This is a genomic window from Bacillus sp. 205(2023) (assembly GCF_037027485.1).
GTDB lineage: Bacteria > Bacillota > Bacilli > Bacillales > Bacillaceae > Bacillus > Bacillus halotolerans.
Genome location: NZ_JAXCHF010000001.1, coordinates 884,550 through 904,502, shown reverse-complemented (window position 1 = coordinate 904,502; position 19,953 = coordinate 884,550). Strand labels below are relative to the sequence as shown.

21 protein-coding genes and 1 other annotated feature are annotated in these 19,953 nt (G+C 42.5%); all 21 genes read left to right on the top strand.

What is annotated here, in order from left to right:
- Window positions 1-21: 21 nt before the first annotated feature.
- Window positions 22-444: a hypothetical protein gene (locus tag WA325_RS04465; protein WP_105953587.1), complete on the top strand. Its 423-nt coding sequence runs from the start codon at window positions 22-24 to the stop codon at window positions 442-444.
- Between the two features lie 55 nt (window positions 445-499).
- A complete protein-coding gene (gene yqfC / locus WA325_RS04460) occupies window positions 500-781 on the top strand; it encodes a sporulation protein YqfC (protein WP_024122093.1) in 282 nt (93 codons plus the stop codon).
- An 18-nt stretch (window positions 782-799) separates the two neighbouring features.
- Window positions 800-1,996 (top strand): sporulation protein YqfD, encoded by a 1,197-nt coding sequence (yqfD, locus tag WA325_RS04455; protein WP_024122092.1) that lies wholly within the window; start codon window positions 800-802, stop codon window positions 1,994-1,996.
- Window positions 1,993-2,952: a PhoH family protein gene (locus tag WA325_RS04450; RefSeq protein ID WP_105953588.1), complete on the top strand. Its 960-nt coding sequence runs from the start codon at window positions 1,993-1,995 to the stop codon at window positions 2,950-2,952. The genes yqfD and WA325_RS04450 overlap by 4 nt, the downstream gene beginning before the upstream one ends.
- Window positions 2,953-3,023: 71 nt before the next feature.
- Window positions 3,024-5,159: a cyclic-di-AMP phosphodiesterase PgpH gene (gene pgpH / locus WA325_RS04445; protein ID WP_081638339.1), complete on the top strand. Its 2,136-nt coding sequence runs from the start codon at window positions 3,024-3,026 to the stop codon at window positions 5,157-5,159.
- Window positions 5,160-5,633, top strand: coding sequence for an rRNA maturation RNase YbeY (ybeY, locus tag WA325_RS04440; protein WP_010334982.1), 474 nt, complete (start codon window positions 5,160-5,162; stop codon window positions 5,631-5,633). It begins immediately after the preceding gene.
- On the top strand, window positions 5,614-5,991 hold the full coding sequence (locus WA325_RS04435) for a diacylglycerol kinase family protein (RefSeq protein ID WP_105990422.1): 378 nt from the start codon (window positions 5,614-5,616) through the stop codon (window positions 5,989-5,991). The genes ybeY and WA325_RS04435 overlap by 20 nt, the downstream gene beginning before the upstream one ends.
- Before the next feature lie 113 nt (window positions 5,992-6,104).
- Entirely contained in the window at window positions 6,105-6,515 is a 411-nt protein-coding gene (cdd, locus tag WA325_RS04430) for a cytidine deaminase (protein WP_024122088.1), read from the top strand.
- Window positions 6,496-7,401 (top strand): GTPase Era, encoded by a 906-nt coding sequence (gene era / locus WA325_RS04425; protein ID WP_105953591.1) that lies wholly within the window; start codon window positions 6,496-6,498, stop codon window positions 7,399-7,401. The genes cdd and era overlap by 20 nt, the downstream gene beginning before the upstream one ends.
- A 143-nt stretch (window positions 7,402-7,544) precedes the next feature.
- Complete coding sequence (locus tag WA325_RS04420; protein WP_024122087.1) at window positions 7,545-7,688, top strand: YqzL family protein; 144 nt, start codon at window positions 7,545-7,547, stop codon at window positions 7,686-7,688.
- Between the two features lie 36 nt (window positions 7,689-7,724).
- On the top strand, window positions 7,725-8,492 hold the full coding sequence (gene recO, locus WA325_RS04415; RefSeq protein WP_024122086.1) for a DNA repair protein RecO: 768 nt from the start codon (window positions 7,725-7,727) through the stop codon (window positions 8,490-8,492).
- A 39-nt stretch (window positions 8,493-8,531) separates the two neighbouring features.
- Window positions 8,532-8,706, top strand: a binding site (T-box leader).
- Window positions 8,707-8,789: 83 nt separating this feature from the next.
- Complete coding sequence (gene glyQ, locus WA325_RS04410; protein WP_010334976.1) at window positions 8,790-9,677, top strand: glycine--tRNA ligase subunit alpha; 888 nt, start codon at window positions 8,790-8,792, stop codon at window positions 9,675-9,677.
- Complete coding sequence (gene glyS, locus WA325_RS04405) at window positions 9,670-11,709, top strand: glycine--tRNA ligase subunit beta (RefSeq protein ID WP_202852927.1); 2,040 nt, start codon at window positions 9,670-9,672, stop codon at window positions 11,707-11,709. Before glyQ ends, glyS begins: the two co-directional genes overlap by 8 nt.
- 133 nt (window positions 11,710-11,842) lie before the next feature.
- Window positions 11,843-12,481 (top strand): transcriptional regulator CcpN, encoded by a 639-nt coding sequence (gene ccpN, locus WA325_RS04400; RefSeq protein WP_024122084.1) that lies wholly within the window; start codon window positions 11,843-11,845, stop codon window positions 12,479-12,481.
- A gap of 25 nt (window positions 12,482-12,506) precedes the next feature.
- Complete coding sequence (locus tag WA325_RS04395; protein WP_003237056.1) at window positions 12,507-13,319, top strand: pyruvate, water dikinase regulatory protein; 813 nt, start codon at window positions 12,507-12,509, stop codon at window positions 13,317-13,319.
- 253 nt (window positions 13,320-13,572) lie between these two features.
- Window positions 13,573-14,067, top strand: a complete 495-nt coding sequence (locus WA325_RS04390) for a YaiI/YqxD family protein (RefSeq protein WP_024122083.1) — start codon at window positions 13,573-13,575, stop codon at window positions 14,065-14,067.
- 33 nt (window positions 14,068-14,100) lie between these two features.
- The gene (gene dnaG, locus WA325_RS04385) at window positions 14,101-15,912 is read left to right on the top strand and encodes a DNA primase (RefSeq protein WP_024122082.1); all 1,812 of its coding nucleotides are present in this window, start codon (window positions 14,101-14,103) and stop codon (window positions 15,910-15,912) included.
- Window positions 15,913-16,111: 199 nt separating this feature from the next.
- The gene (rpoD, locus tag WA325_RS04380) at window positions 16,112-17,227 is read left to right on the top strand and encodes an RNA polymerase sigma factor RpoD (RefSeq protein WP_003226225.1); all 1,116 of its coding nucleotides are present in this window, start codon (window positions 16,112-16,114) and stop codon (window positions 17,225-17,227) included.
- A 328-nt stretch (window positions 17,228-17,555) separates the two neighbouring features.
- Window positions 17,556-17,918: a cytochrome c550 gene (gene cccA, locus WA325_RS04375; protein WP_003237051.1), complete on the top strand. Its 363-nt coding sequence runs from the start codon at window positions 17,556-17,558 to the stop codon at window positions 17,916-17,918.
- A 242-nt stretch (window positions 17,919-18,160) separates the two neighbouring features.
- Window positions 18,161-18,829 (top strand): tRNA (adenine(22)-N(1))-methyltransferase TrmK, encoded by a 669-nt coding sequence (gene trmK / locus WA325_RS04370; protein WP_336183397.1) that lies wholly within the window; start codon window positions 18,161-18,163, stop codon window positions 18,827-18,829.
- Entirely contained in the window at window positions 18,822-19,943 is a 1,122-nt protein-coding gene (locus WA325_RS04365; protein WP_336183231.1) for a Nif3-like dinuclear metal center hexameric protein, read from the top strand. The genes trmK and WA325_RS04365 overlap by 8 nt, the downstream gene beginning before the upstream one ends.
- Window positions 19,944-19,953: the final 10 nt, after the last annotated feature.

Genomic DNA, 19,953 nt, shown 5'->3' with positions numbered 1-19,953 from the left:
TATGCAGAAGGGAGAATAGTTATGGAAGATATACTGACGAATCCGCTTGTTATTGCAGCGATTATCGGAATTATTTCCACGATTTTCGGCAAAGTGAAAAAAGAAGAAAAAAACAATCAAAATCAAAAAAGAAAAAAGCCGCAGACAATGAAACCTGCTTCTGTTCAAAATAAACAATCAGCTGAAGAAACGCCAGCTCCTATTCCAAACCGCTTGGAACAGATGAGACAAGAAGCTGAAGACAGACGGAAGGAAACGGAAAGAAACCTGAAAGGGCTTGAGCGGGATCTTACTGCCGCCAAACATAAAGCTGTGTATACCAAGCAAAAACTGCTTCAGGTCAATAAAGACACTGTGGTGCAAGGCATAGTCTTAGGCGAGGTATTCGGTCCGCCAAGGGCAAAAAAACCTCATCACACAATGCGTGCAGCCCGCAAAAATTAAGTGTTAGAACCCTCTTTCTAATCATACATATGAGATGAAAGGGGGTTCTTTTTGTATGGGGCAAAGAAAGAATCGTTTAAAAGCTTGGCTGACAAGAGCATTGGAAATTCCCCCGGACGTTATGATGGATCTGCCGCGGATCACAATGGTCGGCAGACTTCATATCTACATAGAAAACCACAGAGGCCTTCTGCTGTTCAGTGAGAATGAAGTGAGGCTGATGCTGAAGCAGGGCCAGTGCATCATATCAGGAAAAAACTTTGTTATCAAAGCGATTCTTCCGGAAGAAATACTTTTGGAGGGTACGATTGATGTCGTTCGATATGTTGAGTCATAAAGCCGAGGGGGAAATGTTGTGAAAAATAAATGGCTGTCTTTTTTTGGTGGTAAGGTCCAGCTTGAAGTGACGGGACGAGGCATTGAACGGCTCCTTAATGAATGCACAAGAAGAGGGATTCCGATCTTTCATCTGAAAAAAAAGAAAGAAGCCGTCTTGTTATATATACAGCTTCAGGATGTACATGCCTTTCGGCGTGTCAGAAGAGAGTTTGACTGTAAAGCCCGTTTTATCAATCGAAAAGGGTTCCCGTTCTTATTGCTGAAATCCAAACTGAATTTAGGTTTTACCATTGGTTTTGCGCTTTTTTTTATCCTTTTGTTTTTGCTCTCCAATATGGTGTGGAAAATTGAAGTGACTGGTGCCAAGCCTGAAACGGAGCACCAAATGATGCAGCATTTGAAGGAAATCGGCGTCAAAAAAGGGCGATTGCAATTTTTAATGCAGTCTCCCGAAAAAATACAAAAATCGTTAACCAACGGAATAGACAATATCACGTGGGTCGGAGTCGATTTGAAAGGCACGACCATCCACATGAAAGTTGTAGAGAAAAATGAGCCTGAAAAAGAAAAGTATGTCAGTCCGCGCCACATTGTCGCCAAAAAGAAAGCAACCATTACAAGAATGTTTGTTCAGAAAGGACAGCCCATGGCCGCAATCCATGATCATGTGGAAAAGGGGCAAATGCTTGTCTCCGGCTTAATCGGAAGCGAAGATGAGCAGCAGGAAGTCGCCTCTAAAGCTGAAATTTACGGCGAGACCTGGTACAGATCTGAAGTAACGGTGCCCCTTGAAACATTATTTAACGTCTATACGGGCAAAGTAAGGACAAAGCACAAGCTTTCTTTTGGCTCATGGGCTTTCCCAATCTGGGGGATAACGCTTAAAAAAGAAGAATTAAAACATCCAAAAACAGAACAAGAGAAGCATTCGCTTCATTTTCTCGGTTTGGAGCTCCCTGTTTCTTATATCAAAGAGCAAACGAGAGAAAGTGAAGAGGCTTTGCGAAAATATACGAAAGAAGAAGCAGTTCAAGAAGGAATCAAGATGGGTAAACGGGATGTAGAGAGTAAAATAGGCGAGGACGGCGAGGTGAAAAGTGAAAAAGTTTTGCACCAGACAGTCGAGAATGGTAAAGTAAAGTTGATTATTCTCTACCAAGTTATAGAAGATATCGTTCAAACCACACCTATTGTCAGGGAGACTGAAGAATGACAGAACATTTACTTGCGATGAATCAAAAACTGAAAAGCCCGGACGAGGCGCTTTCACTATTCGGGAATCAAGATTCTTTTTTGACACTGATGGAGAAAGATCTGGATGTAAATATCATTACGCGAGGCGAAACGATTTATATTTCAGGCGATGAAGAATCGTTTCAGATTGCCGACAGGCTTCTGGGATCACTTCTCGCATTAATTCGCAAGGGGATAGAGATCTCTGAACGTGATGTGATTTCCGCCATCAAGATGGCAAAGAAGAATGAACTTGAATATTTTGAAAGCATGTATGAAGAAGAAATTACAAAAAACGCAAAAGGCAAACCGATCCGTGTGAAAACCATGGGACAGCGGGAATACGTAGCCGCCATGAAACGAAATGATCTTGTATTTGGCATCGGCCCGGCGGGAACCGGAAAAACGTACCTTGCTGTCGTAAAAGCAGTCCACGCATTGAAAAACGGACATATTAAAAAAATCATTTTAACAAGACCTGCGGTAGAAGCCGGTGAAAGCCTCGGTTTTTTACCAGGTGACCTCAAAGAGAAAGTAGATCCTTATTTGCGCCCGCTGTATGACGCTCTTCATGATGTCCTTGGAACAGATCATACAGAACGGCTGCTGGAAAGAGGAGTCATTGAAATCGCTCCGCTCGCTTATATGAGAGGCCGGACGCTTGATGATGCCTATGTTATACTTGATGAAGCACAGAACACTACGCCTGCCCAAATGAAAATGTTTTTGACGAGGCTGGGTTTTGGCTCTAAAATGATCATTACAGGTGACGTTAGTCAAATTGATCTGCCGAAAGGCGTCAAATCGGGACTTGCAGTAGCGAGAGAGATGCTGAAAGAAATCGACGGCATTTCTGTGATTGAACTGGACCAGACAGACGTGGTCAGACATCCGCTGGTTGCGAAAATTATTGAAGCGTACGATAAGCAAAATTAATCCTGAATGACCCGATCGCGCGTTATCGGGTCATTTTTGCTTATGAGCTTGATTTTCTAGAGGAGGTTCTTGTGTTGAAAAAGAAGGGGAAGACCAAAAGCGGCTCAAAAAAGTGGCGCGGCTTTAAAAATGCCCGCTCCATGCATGTACTGCTGTATCTTCTGCTGGCTGCGATTATGTTCGCATTGCTTTTTGTACATGTGAAGCCGGAAACGCTTGATTTAGACCTGTTTTCAGTCAGCGACAAGACCATTTATGCTCCGGCAACTGTGGAAGATCAAAAAGCGACAGAGGAAAAAAAGCAAGCTGCTGAGGATGCGGTCGAAGATCAATATACCTTAAAGAAAGATTATACAGACAATCGAATTGATCTTGTGTCATCGATATTCGACAGTATCAGTGAAGTGAAAAAATCAGCAGAAGAAGACAGCAGTTCACCATCAGAAAAAACAATGATTAAGTCGGTGAAAAATAAGCTGACGTCAGATGTGAATGATTCTATATCAGAGGATGCCATCAAGACTTTGCTGAAGGCGGACCATGAAGATTTTTCATTTGTCAGAGATACTGTCATAACAGCAGTAAACTCAGTGATGAGCAGTGAAATCCCGTCGGATAAATTATCTGAAGCAAAAGATAAAGTGCAAAAAGAACTAAAGAGTAATTCTATCCCGTCTAAATATTTGGGAGCCGCCACGGAAATCGGGCGTTACGCCATTATTCCGAATTACGTCTTCGATCCAAAAGCAACAGAGGCAAAACGCCAGGAAGCGTCAGACAATGTTCAGCAGGTTCAGATCAAACAGGGGCAGGTGCTCGTGGAAGAAAATGACCTCATTGATCGGGAAGTGTACAGAAAACTTGAGCTGACCGGATTGTTAAATAACTCCAATTTGTTCAAGCCGATTAGCGGCCTTTTGATTATGATCGGGCTTTTCATTGCTACACTCGTTTACTATTTCGAAAAACAGAATCAAAATCTGAAATTCAAAAACAAGTCGATCCTATTATTCTCCATTATTACAACGCTTTTGCTTGTTATTATGGAGGTTGTCAGTTTATTTCAAAAGATGGAATATAACAATATTGGCTATCTTGTCCCCATTGCGGCCGGTGCAATCTTAATCAAGCTGCTGATGAATGAACGGATCGCTATTTTAGGAAGTATCATTCTTGCGATTTGCGGAAGTATGATGTTTAATCAAGGTGTGACAGGAACATTTAATTATGTCATTGGTATTTATTATTTGATCAGCGGTATTTCCGGTGTTTTGTTTTTAGGAAAACACAATGGCAGATCAAAAATTTTGCAGACCGGGCTTTTTGTGGCGTTTATCAATATGATTGTGGTTCTATCTCTATTATTGATCCAAAACACCGCGCTGTCAGGCTTGGAAATCGGGACGCTCATGCTGATGGGGGTTGTGTCGGGTTTTGCTTCCTCCGTATTAATTATCGGGCTTATGCCGTTTTTTGAGACAGGTTTCGGCATTTTGTCCACAATGAGGCTGATCGAGCTGTCCAACCCTAACCATCCGCTGCTTCGAAAAATACTGACAGAAACACCAGGTACATATCACCACAGCGTTATGGTCGCTAATTTGTCAGAGGCCGCCTGCGAGGCGGTAGGGGCAAATGGTTTGCTTGCAAGAGTGGGTGCGTATTATCACGACCTCGGAAAAACAAAGCGGCCGCAGTATTTTATTGAAAACCAAATGAATATTGACAATCCGCATGATAAGCTTTCTCCGCAGCTCAGTAAAAATATCATTATTTCGCATACCACTGACGGGGCGAATATGCTGAGAAGCTATAAATTTCCAAAGGAGCTTGTGGATATTGCTGAGCAGCACCACGGGACCTCTCTTTTGAAATTCTTTTATTATAAAGCGAAGGAAAAAGGCGATCAGATTACAGAGGAAGAATTCCGTTACCCGGGACCGAAGCCGCAGTCAAAAGAAGCCGCGATTATATCAGTGGCAGACAGTGTCGAAGCGGCTGTCAGATCGATGCATAATCCAAATCCTGAACGAATTGAAAAGCTTGTCCGGGGCATTATATCCGATAAGCTTCAGGACGGACAGTTTAGTGAATGCGATTTGACATTTAAAGAGCTTGATACAATCGCAAAAACGCTTTGTGCAACATTAAAAGGAATTTTCCACTCCCGGATTGAATATCCGGAGGCTACTAAGAAGGTGAAATAGATGAGTTTATTGATTGATATCGTAGATGAAACCGGAAGTGTCTCTGAAGAGATGCTTAAAGAAGTAGAAAATCTGCTTCAATTTGCCGCTGAGCGCGAAGGAGTTCAGGACCAGGCTGAGGTTTCTGTCACGATCGTTACCAATGAAGACATTCAGCAGATCAATAAAGAGTATCGGGGAAAGGATACGCCGACAGACGTCATCTCTTTTGCTCTTGAAGAAGAGGGAGAAGACGAAGTTGAAATTGTCGGTGCTGAAATGCCGCCGGTTTTAGGTGACATTATCATCAGTGCAGATCGTACAAGAGAGCAGGCTGAAGAATATAACCATTCTTTCAAGAGAGAGCTTGGCTTTCTAGCGGTACATGGATTCCTGCATCTTTTAGGATATGACCATATGACGAAAGAGGAAGAAGAGGAGATGTTTACTAAGCAAAAGGATTTGCTGGACGCCTATGGACTCAAGAGATCATAGAAATGAGCTGATGCGATTCCTAATGAGCTTCGTGCACGCAGGGCGGGGCATATGGAGAACGGCGCGGACGGAGCGGAATTTTCAATTTCATGCCGCGGCTGCCTGCGCCGTTATCATTTGCGGTTTTCTCGTTAATCTCAGCCTGTCAGAGTGGGCTATTATTTTTCTTTTGATTGGCGGAATGCTTTCACTGGAGCTTTTAAATACAGCTATTGAACACACGGTTGATTTAGTAACAGATAAGCATCACCCGCTTGCTAAGGCGGCTAAGGACGCTGCTGCCGGGGCTGTTTGCGTTTTTGCCGTGATTTCGTGTATTATTGGTTTACTTATTTTTTTGCCAAAGCTGTATGGCTGAAAATTCTTACATTTATTTTACATTTTTAGAAATGGGCGTGAAAAAAGGAGCGCCATTATGTAAAATATAAAGTGATAGCGGTACCATTATAGGTAAGAGAGGAACATGCACACATGAACAGACAGAAATTGATAACAGAAGCTTTAAAAGCGCGTGACATGGCATATGCACCGTATTCCAAGTTTAAAGTAGGAGCCGCTCTTCTTACCAAAGATGGAAAAGTGTACAGAGGCTGCAATATAGAGAATGCGGCATACAGCATGTGCAACTGCGCTGAGCGTACCGCTTTGTTTAAAGCTGTTTCTGAAGGCGATACTGAGTTTCAGATGCTGGCAGTAGCTGCTGACACCCCGGGACCAGTATCACCGTGCGGAGCCTGCCGGCAGGTGATTTCTGAGCTCTGCACAAAGGACGTTATTATCGTGCTGACCAATTTACAAGGACAAATACAAGAAATGACTGCAGAAGAATTATTGCCAGGCGCATTTTCATCGGAGGATTTACATGACGAACGAAAGCTTTAAATCAGGATTTGTATCCATTATCGGAAGACCAAACGTAGGAAAGTCTACTTTTTTGAACAGAGTGATCGGCCAAAAAATCGCGATCATGAGTGATAAACCCCAAACAACAAGAAATAAGGTGCAAGGGGTATTAACGACCGGCACATCACAAACGATTTTTATTGACACACCAGGAATTCATAAGCCTAAGCATAAGCTTGGGGACTTTATGATGAAAGTGGCGCAAAATACATTAAAAGAAGTCGATTTGATCTTATTTATGATCAATGCTGAGGAAGGCTATGGCAAGGGCGACGAGTTCATTATTGAGAAATTGCAGAATACCTCGACACCTGTTTTCTTAATCGTAAACAAAATTGACAAGATCCACCCTGATCAATTGCTTCTGCTAATTGACGAATACCGCGGGCGATATCCTTTTAAGGAAATTGTTCCGATCTCTGCATTAGAGGGAAATAACATTGAAACATTGCTGGCGCAGATTGAAGTATATTTGCCTGAAGGTCCGCAGTTTTATCCGAGTGATCAGGTGACCGATCATCCGGAGCGCTTTATCATTTCTGAGTTGATCAGGGAAAAGGTGCTGCATCTGACAAGGGAAGAGATCCCGCACAGCATTGCGGTAAGCATCGAATCGATTAAAGGGCAGGACAACGGATCCGTGCACGTGGCGGCAACAATTGTGGTCGAACGGGATTCTCAAAAAGGCATTGTCATCGGGAAAAAAGGCAGCCTGCTGAAAGAAGTCGGAAAAAGAGCGAGAGCGGATATCGAGGCCCTCTTAGGTTCTCGCGTCTATCTAGAATTGTGGGTAAAAGTGCAGAAAGACTGGCGTAACAAAATGTCCCAGCTTCGCGACTTCGGCTTTAAAGAGGATGAATATTAATCACTTGCTGTGTCATTATCTCACATGAACAGGGATACATTAGCAAATTTTGTTTAACATGAAATGGAGGACATCTGGTCAAGATAAAGGTAAGAATTTGGAGTTTAGGTAAGCTAGTTTAACTACAGAAAGGTGGGTTTCTTGTGTTGAATTTTACCTGGAACGTATTTTCTCAAACAGGAAATGTTGATACGTATCTTCTTTTTAAAGAACTGGAAAAAGAGAACATGGAAAGACCCGAAGAACTAGAAGATGAGCTAGCCCGATTTGATTTTCCAATTTTATAGACCTCTTGACCGCTCCTGTTTTAGGAAGGTGCGGAAATGCTGACAAAATGTGAAGGAATCGTTCTTCGTACCAATGATTACGGAGAGACGAATAAAATTGTTACTTTACTGACAAGAGAACACGGAAAAATAGGTGTTATGGCCAGAGGAGCCAAAAAACCGAACAGCCGTTTATCAGCAGTCAGCCAGCCCTTTTTGTATGGTTCTTTCCTAATGCAGAAAACAACAGGCCTCGGAACCCTTCAGCAGGGTGAAATGATTCTCAGCATGAGAGGTATCAGAGAGGATTTGTTTTTAACTGCATATGCAGCTTTTATTGCTGAGCTCGTTGACAAAGGCACAGAAGAAAAAAAACCAAATCCCTATTTGTTTGAATTTATTTTAGAATCCTTTAAACAGCTTGACGAAGGAACAGACCCGGATGTTATTACCTTCATTGTTCAAATGAAGATGCTTGCTGTGATGGGACTGTATCCTGAGCTTAATCACTGTGTGCATTGTAAAAGCCAGGATGGGACATTCCATTTTTCTGTTCGCGATAACGGTTTTATTTGCCACCGCTGCTTTGACAAAGACCCTTACAAGGTGCCGATTAAGCCGCAAACGGCAAGGCTTTTGAGACTGTTTTATTACTTCGATCTTTCAAGGATTGGCAATGTGTCGTTAAAGCAGGAAACGAAAAATGAATTAAAGCAAGTTATTGACTTGTACTACGAAGAATATTCAGGGGTTTATCTGAAATCGAAGCGTTTTTTAGATCAAATGGAGAGTATGAAACATCTTATGGGTGAAAACAAAAGTTGACATATGGCCCATCTTTTTATATGATCATTTATTATAAAATATGTTGCAGTGAGAGAAAGAAGTACTTGCGTTTACCTCATAAAAGCGACCTTAGGACGGTGTAAGCTAAGGATGAGCGCGCAACGAAAGGCATTCTTGAGCAATTTTAAAAAAGAGGCTGGGATTTTGTTCTCAGCAACTAGGGTGGAACCGCGGGAGAACTCTCGTCCCTATGTTTGCGGGCTGGCAAGCATAGAGACGGGAGTTTTTTGGTTGCTGCCGCAGCAATTTTATGAAAGAAAAGTGGAGGTGCTTGAAATGAATATTCAAGACATGATTCTAACCCTGCAGAAGCATTGGTCTAATGAAGGCTGTGTGCTCATGCAGGCATACGATGTAGAAAAAGGGGCCGGCACGATGAGCCCGTATACATTTTTGCGCAGTATCGGTCCTGAGCCGTGGAAAGTGGCTTACGTTGAGCCGTCAAGACGCCCAGCTGACGGCCGATACGGAGAAAACCCGAACAGACTCTATCAGCATCATCAATTTCAGGTCATCATTAAACCATCACCTGATAACATTCAAGAGCTGTATTTAGACTCTTTACGCGCTCTCGGAATTGATCCGCTTGAGCATGACATCCGTTTTGTTGAGGACAACTGGGAGAATCCGTCTTTAGGCTGTGCGGGTCTTGGCTGGGAAGTCTGGCTTGACGGAATGGAAATTACACAATTCACGTATTTCCAGCAGGTTGGGGGACTTGAGTGTAAGCCTGTTTCCGTGGAAATTACATACGGAATTGAGCGTCTGGCCTCTTATATTCAGGATAAAGAAAATGTATTTGATCTTGAGTGGACGTCAGGGTTTACTGTGAAAGATTTATTCATGATGGCTGAGTACGAGCATTCCGTTTATACATTTGAAACATCTGACGTTGATATGCTGTTCCAATTATTCAGCACGTATGAAAAAGAAGCGATCAAGCAAATGGATAACGGTCTTGTGCATCCCGCATATGACTACGTGCTTAAATGCTCGCACACATTCAACCTTCTTGATGCCAAAGGGGCAATCTCTGTTACAGAGCGGACAGGCTATATCGGAAGAGTGCGGAATTTAGCAAGAAAAGTCGCAAAAACCTATTATGAGGAACGAGAAAAACTAGGGTTCCCAATGCTTAAAGGGGAGGGTTCTTCTCATGAGTAAACAGGATTTACTTTTAGAGATCGGATTAGAGGAAATGCCGGCGCGCTTTTTGAATGAAAGCATGGTTCAGCTTGGTGAAAAGCTGACAGGCTGGCTTGCAGAAAAAAATATTGCACACGGTGAAGTGAAGCTTTTTAATACACCGAGACGCCTTGCTGTTTTAGTAAAGGGTGTAGCAGAAAAGCAGGATGATATAAAAGAAGAGGCAAAAGGGCCTGCAAAAAAAATTGCCCTTGATGCTGACGGCAACTGGACAAAAGCGGCGATTGGGTTTTCAAAAGGTCAAGGTGCCAGCGTGGAAGACTTGTATATGAAAGAAATAAAAGGCACGGAATATGTTTTTGTGCAAAAATTCCAAGCAGGACAAGAAACCAAAACGCTTCTGCCTGAACTGAACAGCTTAATTACAAGCCTCCATTTCCCGAAAAACATGAGATGGGGAAATGAAGATCTGCGTTATATCCGTCCGATTAAATGGATTGTCGCTTTATTTGGCCAGGATGTCATTCCGTTTGCAATTACAAATGTTGAGTCAGGCCGGACGACACAGGGGCACCGGTTCCTGGGGCATGAAGTGTCTATTGAATCACCTTCAAGTTATGAAGAACAGCTGAAACAGCAGCATGTTATTGCTGATCCAAATGTTCGCAAACAGATGATTCAATCGCAGCTGGAAGCAATGGCCGAAGAAAACAATTGGAGTATTCCGGTTGACGAGGATCTCCTTGATGAAGTCAATCATTTAGTAGAATATCCGACGGCTCTTTACGGCTCATTTGAATCTGAGTTTCTGTCCATTCCTGAGGAAGTGCTTGTAACGACAATGAAAGAGCATCAGCGCTATTTCCCTGTTAAAGACAAAAACGGAGATTTGCTGCCTTACTTTATCACAGTCCGTAACGGAAACAGCCACGCGATCGAAAATGTCGCGCGAGGCAATGAAAAAGTGCTGCGTGCGCGTTTATCAGATGCTTCCTTCTTCTACAAGGAAGACCAGAAACTGAACATTGATGAAAATGTAAAGAAGCTCGAAAACATTGTGTTCCATGAAGAGCTTGGCTCTCTCGCTGATAAGGTAAGAAGAGTAACAGCGATCGCAGAGAAGCTTGCTGTCCGTCTTCAAGCTGATGAAGATACATTAAAACATGTGAAACGTGCTGCTGAAATTTCTAAATTCGACCTTGTGACACATATGATATATGAGTTCCCTGAGCTTCAAGGAATTATGGGTGAAAAGTATGCGAGAATGCTTGGCGAACATGCTGCTGTAGCCGCAGCTGTCAACGAACACTATATGCCTAGATCTGCAGGCGGAGAAACGCCTTCCACTTTCACTGGGGCGGTAGTTGCCATGGCGGATAAGCTGGATACAATCGCATCCTTCTTCTCGATTGGCGTCATTCCGACTGGTTCACAGGATCCTTACGGCTTGCGCCGCCAAGCGAGCGGTATTGTCGCTATTCTGCTTGACCGGAACTGGGGCATTTCGTTTGAAGAGCTGCTGACTTTCGTACAAACCGAAAAAGAAACCGAACTGTTAGATTTCTTCACTCAGCGTCTAAAATACGTCTTAAATGCGGAGCAGATCAGACATGATGTAATAGATGCCGTGCTGGAAAGCTTTGAGCTTGAGCCATATTCGGCGCTCCACAAAGCGCAAGTGCTGGAACAAAAATTGGGTGCGCCAGGCTTTAAGGAAACAGCAGAATCTTTAGGCCGAGTGATCTCTATCAGCAAAAAAGGAGTTCGCGCGGAAATTCAGCCTGATTTGTTTGAAAATGAATATGAAGCGAAGCTGTACGAAGCTTATCAAACTGCTAAACAAAATCTGCAGGAAAGCTTCAGCAAAAAGGATTATGAGGCGGCACTTTCTTCCCTTGCGGCCTTGAAGGAACCGATTGATGCTTATTTCGACCATACGATGGTTATTGCTGATAACGAGACATTAAAGGCAAACCGATTAGCGCAAATGGTAAGCTTGGCGGATCAGATCAAGTCCTTTGCTAATATGAATGCCCTTATTGTAAAATAAAGAAAGAAAAGGCGGTTGCTGTGGGATCGGTAATCGTCTTTTCCCCATTTGAAAGTTTTTTTGTTTGATTACAAAGCATTTACGTTATAATATGGTTTATTATTTCTTTACATAGATACGAAGTGAAAAGGTGGTGAGTACGATCGAACTAAATAAACGGCAAGAACATATTTTGCAGATTGTAAAAGAAAACGGACCGATTACAGGGGAGCATATTGCCGAACAGCTGAATTTAACGAGAGCAACACTGCGTCCGGATTTAGCCATACTCACCATGTCAGGTTTCCTTGAGGCGCGCCCGAGAGTCGGTTATTTCTATACTGGAAAAACCGGCACGCAGCTTTTGGCAGATAAACTGAAAAAGCTTCAGGTGAAAGACTTTCAATCTATCCCCGTCGTTATTCACGAGAACGTTTCTGTATATGATGCGATTTGCACCATGTTTTTAGAAGATGTAGGTACTCTGTTTGTAGTGGACCGTGATGCTGTTTTAGTCGGAGTGCTTTCACGAAAGGATTTACTACGAGCCAGCATCGGCCAGCAGGAGCTTACTTCTGTCCCTGTGCACATTATTATGACTAGAATGCCGAATATTACAGTGTGCAGACGCGAGGATTATGTGATGGACATTGCAAAGCACTTAATTGAAAAACAAATCGATGCGCTGCCTGTCATCAAAGATACCGATAAAGGATATGAAGTGATCGGCAGAGTGACGAAAACGAATATGACCAAAATACTTGTCAGTTTATCAGAAAATGAAATCCTATAAGAGCGCAGACTAACGGGGGGATAATATGAATAACCGCATCATCTATGTTGTATCGGATTCCGTCGGTGAAACGGCCGAATTGGTAGTCAAAGCTGCATTAAGCCAATTTAACGGCTCAGCGGATGATACACATGTAAGAAGAATTCCTTATGTTGAAGACATTGGCACTATCAATGAAGTGATTTCACTTGCAAAAGCAGATGGAGGCATTATCTGTTTTACACTTGTGGTGCCGGAAATAAGAGAATATTTGATTGCCGAAGCGGAAAAAGCAAATGTTTTATATTATGATATTATCGGCCCGTTAATTGATAAAATGGAAACAGCCTACGGTTTAACGGCGAAATATGAACCGGGACGGGTCCGCCAGCTTGATGAAGATTATTTCAAAAAGGTCGAAGCGATTGAATTTGCTGTTAAATACGATGATGGGCGTGACCCACGAGGCATTTTAAAAGCTGATATCGTTTTGATCGGTGTATCGAGAACCTCTAAAACACCGTTATCTCAATATCTTGCCCACAAGCGGCTGAAGGTTGCCAATGTTCCGATTGTTCCGGAGGTTGACCCGCCGGAAGAGCTCTTTAATGTTGACCCGAAAAAATGCATCGGCCTGAAGATTAGTCCGGATAAACTGAATCATATCAGAAAAGAACGGTTAAAATCGCTTGGCCTCAATGACAAGGCCATCTATGCAAATATCAACAGAATTAAAGAGGAACTGGAATATTTCGAAAAGATCGTGGATCGAATCGGCTGCCAGGTTGTAGATGTTTCAAATAAAGCAGTAGAAGAAACAGCAAATATTATCCATCATCTTAAAACGAAAAACATGTAACTCAGGACGCTCTATCCTGGGTTTTTGACTTTGCCAAAAGGGAATAATGAAAAACAATAGCATCTTTGTGAAGTTTGTATTATAATAAAAAATTGTGATAAAATGATTAATTTTAGGTTTAAGGTTAGTGTGATACGAATAAACTATTATGGGTAAGATGTCAAGAATTTCTCCCGGGAATTTTTCGACAAATTCATATACACCCGCATTTTTGCAGGGTGTGCGATTTTGCTTGCTTTTATGCAGGAGTTTAATGGAGGGATGGAGAATTACTCTTCTTAATGAAAAAGAAAAGACGATTTTTGTCGATGCTGATGCTTGTCCCGTAAAAGACGAAATTTTACAAACAGCATCCGATTATGAAGTTCAAGTTCTTTTTGTCGCTTCATTTGAACATTACCAGCTTTCCAGAAGTCAGGAAGAAAAATGGAAGTATGTTGATCCTCATAAAGAAGCTGCTGATTTATATATCGCAAATCATGTAAAACCGGGAGATGTCGTGGTGACGCAGGATATTGGTTTAGCATCCCTGCTTGTGAACAGGAATGTCACCGTCATGTCGGAGAGAGGGCGTCTTTACAAGGAAGATACGATTGATTTTGCTCTTGAAGGCCGTCATGTTTCCGGCAAACAAAGGAGAAAAGGCATATATGCCAAAGGGCCTAAAAAATTGAATCATGAAGATCGAGAACGATTTGTTACACTGCTGCAAAAAATCCTGTCGAACGATGAAGGGATTTTGCACTAAAACATCGAATAATGTACGACGGAGTGTTATAAGATGGGAAATCGGATACCAGATGAAATTGTAGACAAGGTGCAAAAGTCGGCAGATATCGTTGAAGTCATAGGTGATTATGTTCAATTAAAGAAGCAAGGCCGAAACTACTTTGGACTCTGTCCTTTTCACGGAGAAAGCACACCTTCGTTTTCCGTATCGCCGGACAAACAGATTTTTCATTGCTTCGGCTGCGGAGCGGGCGGCAATGTTTTCTCTTTTTTGAGGCAGATGGAGGGCTATTCGTTTGCGGAGTCGGTTTCCCACCTTGCGGACAAATACCACATTGATTTTCCAGATGATATAACGGTTCACACCGCAGTCCGGCCAGAATCCTCCGGAGAACAAAAAATGGCGGAGGCTCATGAGCTTCTGAAGAAATTTTACCATCATTTGTTAATAAATACAAAAGAAGGTCAAGAAGCGCTGGATTATTTGCTTGCAAGAGGGTTTACAAAAGAGCTGATTGATGAATTTCAGATCGGTTATGCTCTTGATTCTTGGGATTTCATAACAAAATTTCTCGTCAAGCGGGGCTTCAGTGAAACACAAATGGAAAAAGCGGGTCTGCTAATCAGACGCGAAGACGGAAGCGGATATTTTGACCGTTTCAGAAACCGGATCATGTTTCCGATCCATGACCATCATGGAGCTGTTGTGGCTTTCTCAGGCCGAGCGCTTGGCAGCCAGCAGCCAAAATATATGAACAGTCCGGAAACGCCGCTTTTTCATAAAAGCAAGCTGCTTTATCATTTTCACAAGGCCCGCCTTCATATCAGAAAGCAGGAAAGAGCTGTCTTATTCGAGGGATTCGCTGATGTCATATCAGCGGTAAACTCAGGCGTAAAAGAGAGTATAGCGACGATGGGCACGTCTCTGACAGATGATCATGTAAAGATTCTGAGAAGAAACGTGGAGGAAATCATTCTTTGCTATGACTCTGATAAAGCCGGATATGAAGCCACCTTGAAAGCTGCAGAGCTTCTTCAGAAAAAAGATTGTAAAGTCAGAGTCGCAATGATCCCTGACGGATTGGACCCTGACGATTACATTAAACAGTACGGCGGAGAAAAATTCAAAAACGACATTGTCGATGCAAGCGTTACGGTAATGGCGTTTAAAATGCAATATTTCCGGAAAGGAAAGAACCTGTCCGATGAAGGCGATCGATTAGCCTACATTAAAGAAGTGCTTAAAGAAATCAGCGCGCTGTCAGGATCACTTGAACAGGAAGTCTACGTGAAACAGCTTGCTTCCGAATTTTCGATTTCCCAGGAGTCATTAACTGAGCAGCTGACTGTATTCGGCAGGCAAAACAAACCTGCTGACAGCAGCGGTGAAACGAAAACAAGAAGAGCGCATCTGACAACTAAGGCAAGGCAAAAACGGCTGCGCCCGGCGTATGAAAATGCAGAAAGGCTTTTACTGGCGCATATGCTTCGTGACAGGGGCGTCATAAAAAAAGTCATTGACCGGGTCGGGTTTGAATTTAATATTGATGAACACCGCGCTTTGGCCGCCTATTTGTACGCTTTTTATGAAGAGGGTGCCGAGCTGACGCCTCAGCACCTTATGGCCAGGGTGACGGATGATCATATAAGCCAGGTACTGTCTGATATTTTAATGCTTCAGATTAATCAAGAACTCAGCGAGGCCGAGTTATCAGATTATGTGAAAAAAGTGTTGAATCACAGAAAATGGTCAATGATAAAAGAAAAAGAGGCGGAAAGAGCCGAAGCCGAAAGGCAAAAAGATTTTTTGAGAGCGGCATCTCTGGCTCAAGAAATCGTTACTTTGAACCGATCTTTAAAATAACCGGGACAACTGATGAGGAGCTTTCATTGGCAATGATTCCTTGCGGAGGAGCAAATAGATCGCTTGACCTCATCATGAATTGTCATTTCATTATTCGCACATTGTTAAAGGCAGTTCACATAGAAAACGCCTGAATGGACCGAATAAGAATCATACCGCTTTTAGAATTCGTTGCAAGCTTTGGAAGGAGGGATCCATAATGGCTGATAAACAAACCCACGAAACTGAATTAACATTCGACCAAGTGAAAGAACAATTAACCGAGTCTGGTAAAAAACGTGGCGTTTTGACATATGAAGAAATTGCTGAGCGTATGTCCAGCTTTGAGATTGAATCAGACCAAATGGATGAGTATTATGAATTTTTAGGTGAACAAGGTGTTGAATTAATTAGTGAGAATGAAGAAACAGAAGATCCTAATATTCAGCAGCTTGCCAAAGCCGAAGAAGAATTTGACCTTAATGACCTAAGTGTACCGCCTGGTGTCAAAATCAATGACCCAGTTCGTATGTATTTAAAGGAAATCGGCCGGGTTAACCTTCTTTCTGCAAAGGAAGAAATCGCCTATGCGCAAAAAATTGAAGAAGGTGATGAAGAATCCAAACGCAGATTGGCTGAAGCGAACCTGCGGCTTGTTGTCAGCATCGCCAAACGGTACGTCGGACGCGGAATGCTATTCCTTGACCTGATCCAAGAAGGTAACATGGGTCTGATGAAAGCCGTTGAGAAATTTGATTACCGTAAGGGTTATAAATTCAGTACGTATGCTACGTGGTGGATCAGACAGGCGATTACACGCGCCATTGCCGATCAGGCGAGAACGATCCGGATCCCCGTTCATATGGTTGAAACCATTAATAAATTAATCCGCGTACAGCGTCAGCTATTGCAAGACTTAGGCAGAGAGCCAACACCTGAAGAAATTGCGGAAGACATGGATTTAACACCTGAAAAAGTACGTGAAATCTTAAAAATAGCACAAGAGCCAGTGTCCCTTGAAACACCGATCGGTGAAGAGGATGATTCCCATCTTGGTGATTTCATCGAAGATCAAGAGGCTACTTCACCTTCAGATCACGCGGCATACGAGCTATTGAAAGAGCAGCTTGAAGACGTGCTTGATACGTTAACAGATCGTGAAGAAAATGTATTGCGGCTTCGATTCGGTCTTGATGACGGACGTACAAGAACATTGGAAGAGGTCGGCAAGGTATTTGGAGTTACGAGAGAGCGTATTCGACAAATCGAAGCGAAAGCGCTGCGGAAACTAAGACATCCTAGCAGAAGTAAACGTTTGAAAGATTTTCTAGAATAAGATGGAACGGGTCTTGCAGATCCGTTCTTCTTTTTTTAAAAAGATATATGGATAATATGCCTTTATTTTACTGAAAAATGATGTCATTTGCAAATGAACATTGTGATGAAAAATTTCAATATACCAATCCATATTTTCTATTGTAAGCGTATACAATACATTATACAATAGAATAAAAGGAATGTTAGAGAAATAGGCATGTTTTGATTCAATTTTGTATAAAGTGTGAATAAAAAACTTTTGTATGCCAATCCATTTACTTTTTGTAAAAATAAGTTAGAATTAGAAGTGTTTACATAGGGGGAAGGATCATAAAGGGGGAAGGGAAATGAAATGGAATCCGCTTATTCCATTTTTACTGATCGCTGTTTTAGGAATTGGTCTGACTTTCTTTTTATCAGTAAAGGGGCTTGATGACTCTCGTGAGATTGCGAGCGGGGGAGAAAGCAAGTCTGCTGAAAAAGATGATGCGAACGCTTCACCGGAAGACATTTACAAGGCAAATTGTATCGCGTGTCACGGGGAAAATTATGAAGGAGTTTCGGGTCCGAGTTTAAAAGGTGTAGGAGATAAGAAGGATGTCGCTGAAATCAAAACAAAGATTGAAAAAGGCGGTAATGGAATGCCTTCCGGTCTTGTTCCGGCTGATAAGCTTGATGACATGGCAGAATGGGTGTCTAAAATTAAATAAAGGATGTATCTTTCTCCTTATACGTTCTCAGGCCGCCGAGATGTTCTCGACAGCCTTTTATTTTGTCCGTCACCCATACTTGATGTTGTTCCTGCAAAGAAATAAACTGAAAATCATTCGCTCAGCTTGGATTCCGGACTGATTTTTTATATGATAGAAAAGGAAAAAATGATTGAGAAAAGTTGTGATGACTAGTGAACGAATTAAAATTATCAAAACGATTACAAACAGTAGCGGAGTACATACCGGATGGAGCAGTAGTAGCGGATATTGGTTCTGACCATGCTTACCTTCCCTGTTATGCGGTGCTGAATCATAAAGCCAGCAAAGCTATTGCTGGAGAAATAACAGACGGTCCATTCTTGTCTGCCAAACGGCAGGTCGAAAAATCGGGCTTAAGCGCACACATAACGGTAAGGCAAGGAGACGGCCTGGAAGTGCTTCAGAAAGGTGAGGCTGACGCCATAACAATTGCCGGAATGGGCGGGTCACTGATCGCTCATATTTTAGAAGCAGGCAAAGAAAAACTGACAGGTAAAGAACGGCTTATTTTACAGCCGAATATTCATGCCGTTCATATTAGAGAGTGGCTGTATAAAGAAGGATACGCACTTATTGATGAAGTGATTCTTGACGAAGACGGAAAGTGCTATGAGGTGCTTGTCGCCGAAGCCGGAGACAGAGATGCAGCTTATGCAGGAATTTCTTTGCCGGCAGGAATGCTCGTAGGCCCATTTTTGGCAAAAGAAAAGAATGCTGTATTTTTGAAAAAATGGACACAAGAGCTTCAGCATACTCAAAATATATATGAACAGATCAGCCGTGCTGCAACATCTGAAGATAACAAACAGAAATTGAAGGAACTAACCGATCGAATGAAGCTATTAAAGGAGGTTATCGATCATGGCTAAAATGGTAAACGGACAGCAAGTCATCCAGCTGTTTGAACAATTTTCTCCGAAAGCCTATGCAGTTGAAGGCGATAAAATCGGTCTGCAAATCGGCAGTTTAAATAAACCGGTTAAAAATGTGATGATTACGCTGGATGTATTGGAAAGCGTCGTCGATGAAGCGATTGAAAAAGATGTTGATTTAATCATTGCGCACCATCCTCCTATTTTCCGGCCGCTAAAGCATATTTCAACTGATCAGCCCGGCGGAAGGCTGATTGAAAAGTGTTTGAAGCATGATATTGCTGTCTATGCGGCTCATACTAACTTAGATGTTGCTGACGGCGGCGTAAATGATCTGCTTGCTGAGGCCTTGGAGCTGAGTGAAACTGAAGTATTGGCTCCTACTTATACCGATCCTCTTAAAAAGCTGGTCGTATACGTGCCGAAAGAATATGAGGAGCAGGTCAGAGGAGCGCTGGGAAATGCGGGGGCAGGCCATATCGGTGAATACAGCCATTGTGCGTTTTCATCTGAGGGCATTGGCAGCTTTAAGCCATTGGACGGCGCACAGCCTTTTATCGGAGAGGTCGGAGAGCTTGAGCTCGTTCATGAAGTCAGACTGGAGACTGTGTTTCCTAAAAGCATAGAAAAAGCCGTTATAAACGCAATGATAAAAAGCCATCCATATGAAGAAGTGGCTTATGATGTTTATCCTGTCGAACAGTTACCAGCTGAAAAAGGGCTAGGCCGTGTCGGAACACTTAAAAATGAAATGACGCTTCAGGAATTCGCTTTGTTTGTGAAAGACAAGCTTCAAGTGAACGGCGTCAGAATGGTGGGACAGGCTGACAGCATGGTGAAGAAAGTAGCTGTTCTCGGAGGAGACGGGAACAAGTATATCCACCAGGCAAAACGAAAAGGCGCAGATGTTTACGTTACAGGTGATCTATATTTCCATGTTGCCCATGATGCGATGATGCTTGGTCTGAGTGTCATTGATCCAGGCCATTACGCTGAAAAAATCATGAAAGAAGGCGTCACAAAAAAACTGACGTCAATGTGTAAGGATAAAAAAGTAGACGTCAATATCTTTATTTCTGAAACGGATACAAATCCATTTACTTTTCTATAAAAAAACTGAG

Excerpts from the sequence above, each read along its gene's own strand:
- rpoD (WP_003226225.1), top strand. The coding sequence starts at position 16,112 with ATGGCTGATAAACAAACCCACGAAACTGAATTAACATTCGACCAAGTG.
- cdd (WP_024122088.1), top strand. The coding sequence starts at position 6,105 with ATGAACAGACAGAAATTGATAACAGAAGCTTTAAAAGCGCGTGACATG.
- yqfC (WP_024122093.1), top strand. The coding sequence starts at position 500 with ATGGGGCAAAGAAAGAATCGTTTAAAAGCTTGGCTGACAAGAGCATTG.
- WA325_RS04395 (WP_003237056.1), top strand. The coding sequence starts at position 12,507 with ATGAATAACCGCATCATCTATGTTGTATCGGATTCCGTCGGTGAAACG.
- cccA (WP_003237051.1), top strand. The coding sequence starts at position 17,556 with ATGAAATGGAATCCGCTTATTCCATTTTTACTGATCGCTGTTTTAGGA.
- dnaG (WP_024122082.1), top strand. The coding sequence starts at position 14,101 with ATGGGAAATCGGATACCAGATGAAATTGTAGACAAGGTGCAAAAGTCG.
- WA325_RS04465 (WP_105953587.1), top strand. The coding sequence starts at position 22 with ATGGAAGATATACTGACGAATCCGCTTGTTATTGCAGCGATTATCGGA.
- ybeY (WP_010334982.1), top strand. The coding sequence starts at position 5,160 with ATGAGTTTATTGATTGATATCGTAGATGAAACCGGAAGTGTCTCTGAA.
- glyS (WP_202852927.1), top strand. The coding sequence starts at position 9,670 with ATGAGTAAACAGGATTTACTTTTAGAGATCGGATTAGAGGAAATGCCG.
- era (WP_105953591.1), top strand. The coding sequence starts at position 6,496 with ATGACGAACGAAAGCTTTAAATCAGGATTTGTATCCATTATCGGAAGA.
- WA325_RS04435 (WP_105990422.1), top strand. The coding sequence starts at position 5,614 with ATGGACTCAAGAGATCATAGAAATGAGCTGATGCGATTCCTAATGAGC.
- WA325_RS04365 (WP_336183231.1), top strand. The coding sequence starts at position 18,822 with ATGGCTAAAATGGTAAACGGACAGCAAGTCATCCAGCTGTTTGAACAA.
- WA325_RS04390 (WP_024122083.1), top strand. The coding sequence starts at position 13,573 with ATGGAGGGATGGAGAATTACTCTTCTTAATGAAAAAGAAAAGACGATT.
- glyQ (WP_010334976.1), top strand. The coding sequence starts at position 8,790 with ATGAATATTCAAGACATGATTCTAACCCTGCAGAAGCATTGGTCTAAT.
- recO (WP_024122086.1), top strand. The coding sequence starts at position 7,725 with ATGCTGACAAAATGTGAAGGAATCGTTCTTCGTACCAATGATTACGGA.
- WA325_RS04450 (WP_105953588.1), top strand. The coding sequence starts at position 1,993 with ATGACAGAACATTTACTTGCGATGAATCAAAAACTGAAAAGCCCGGAC.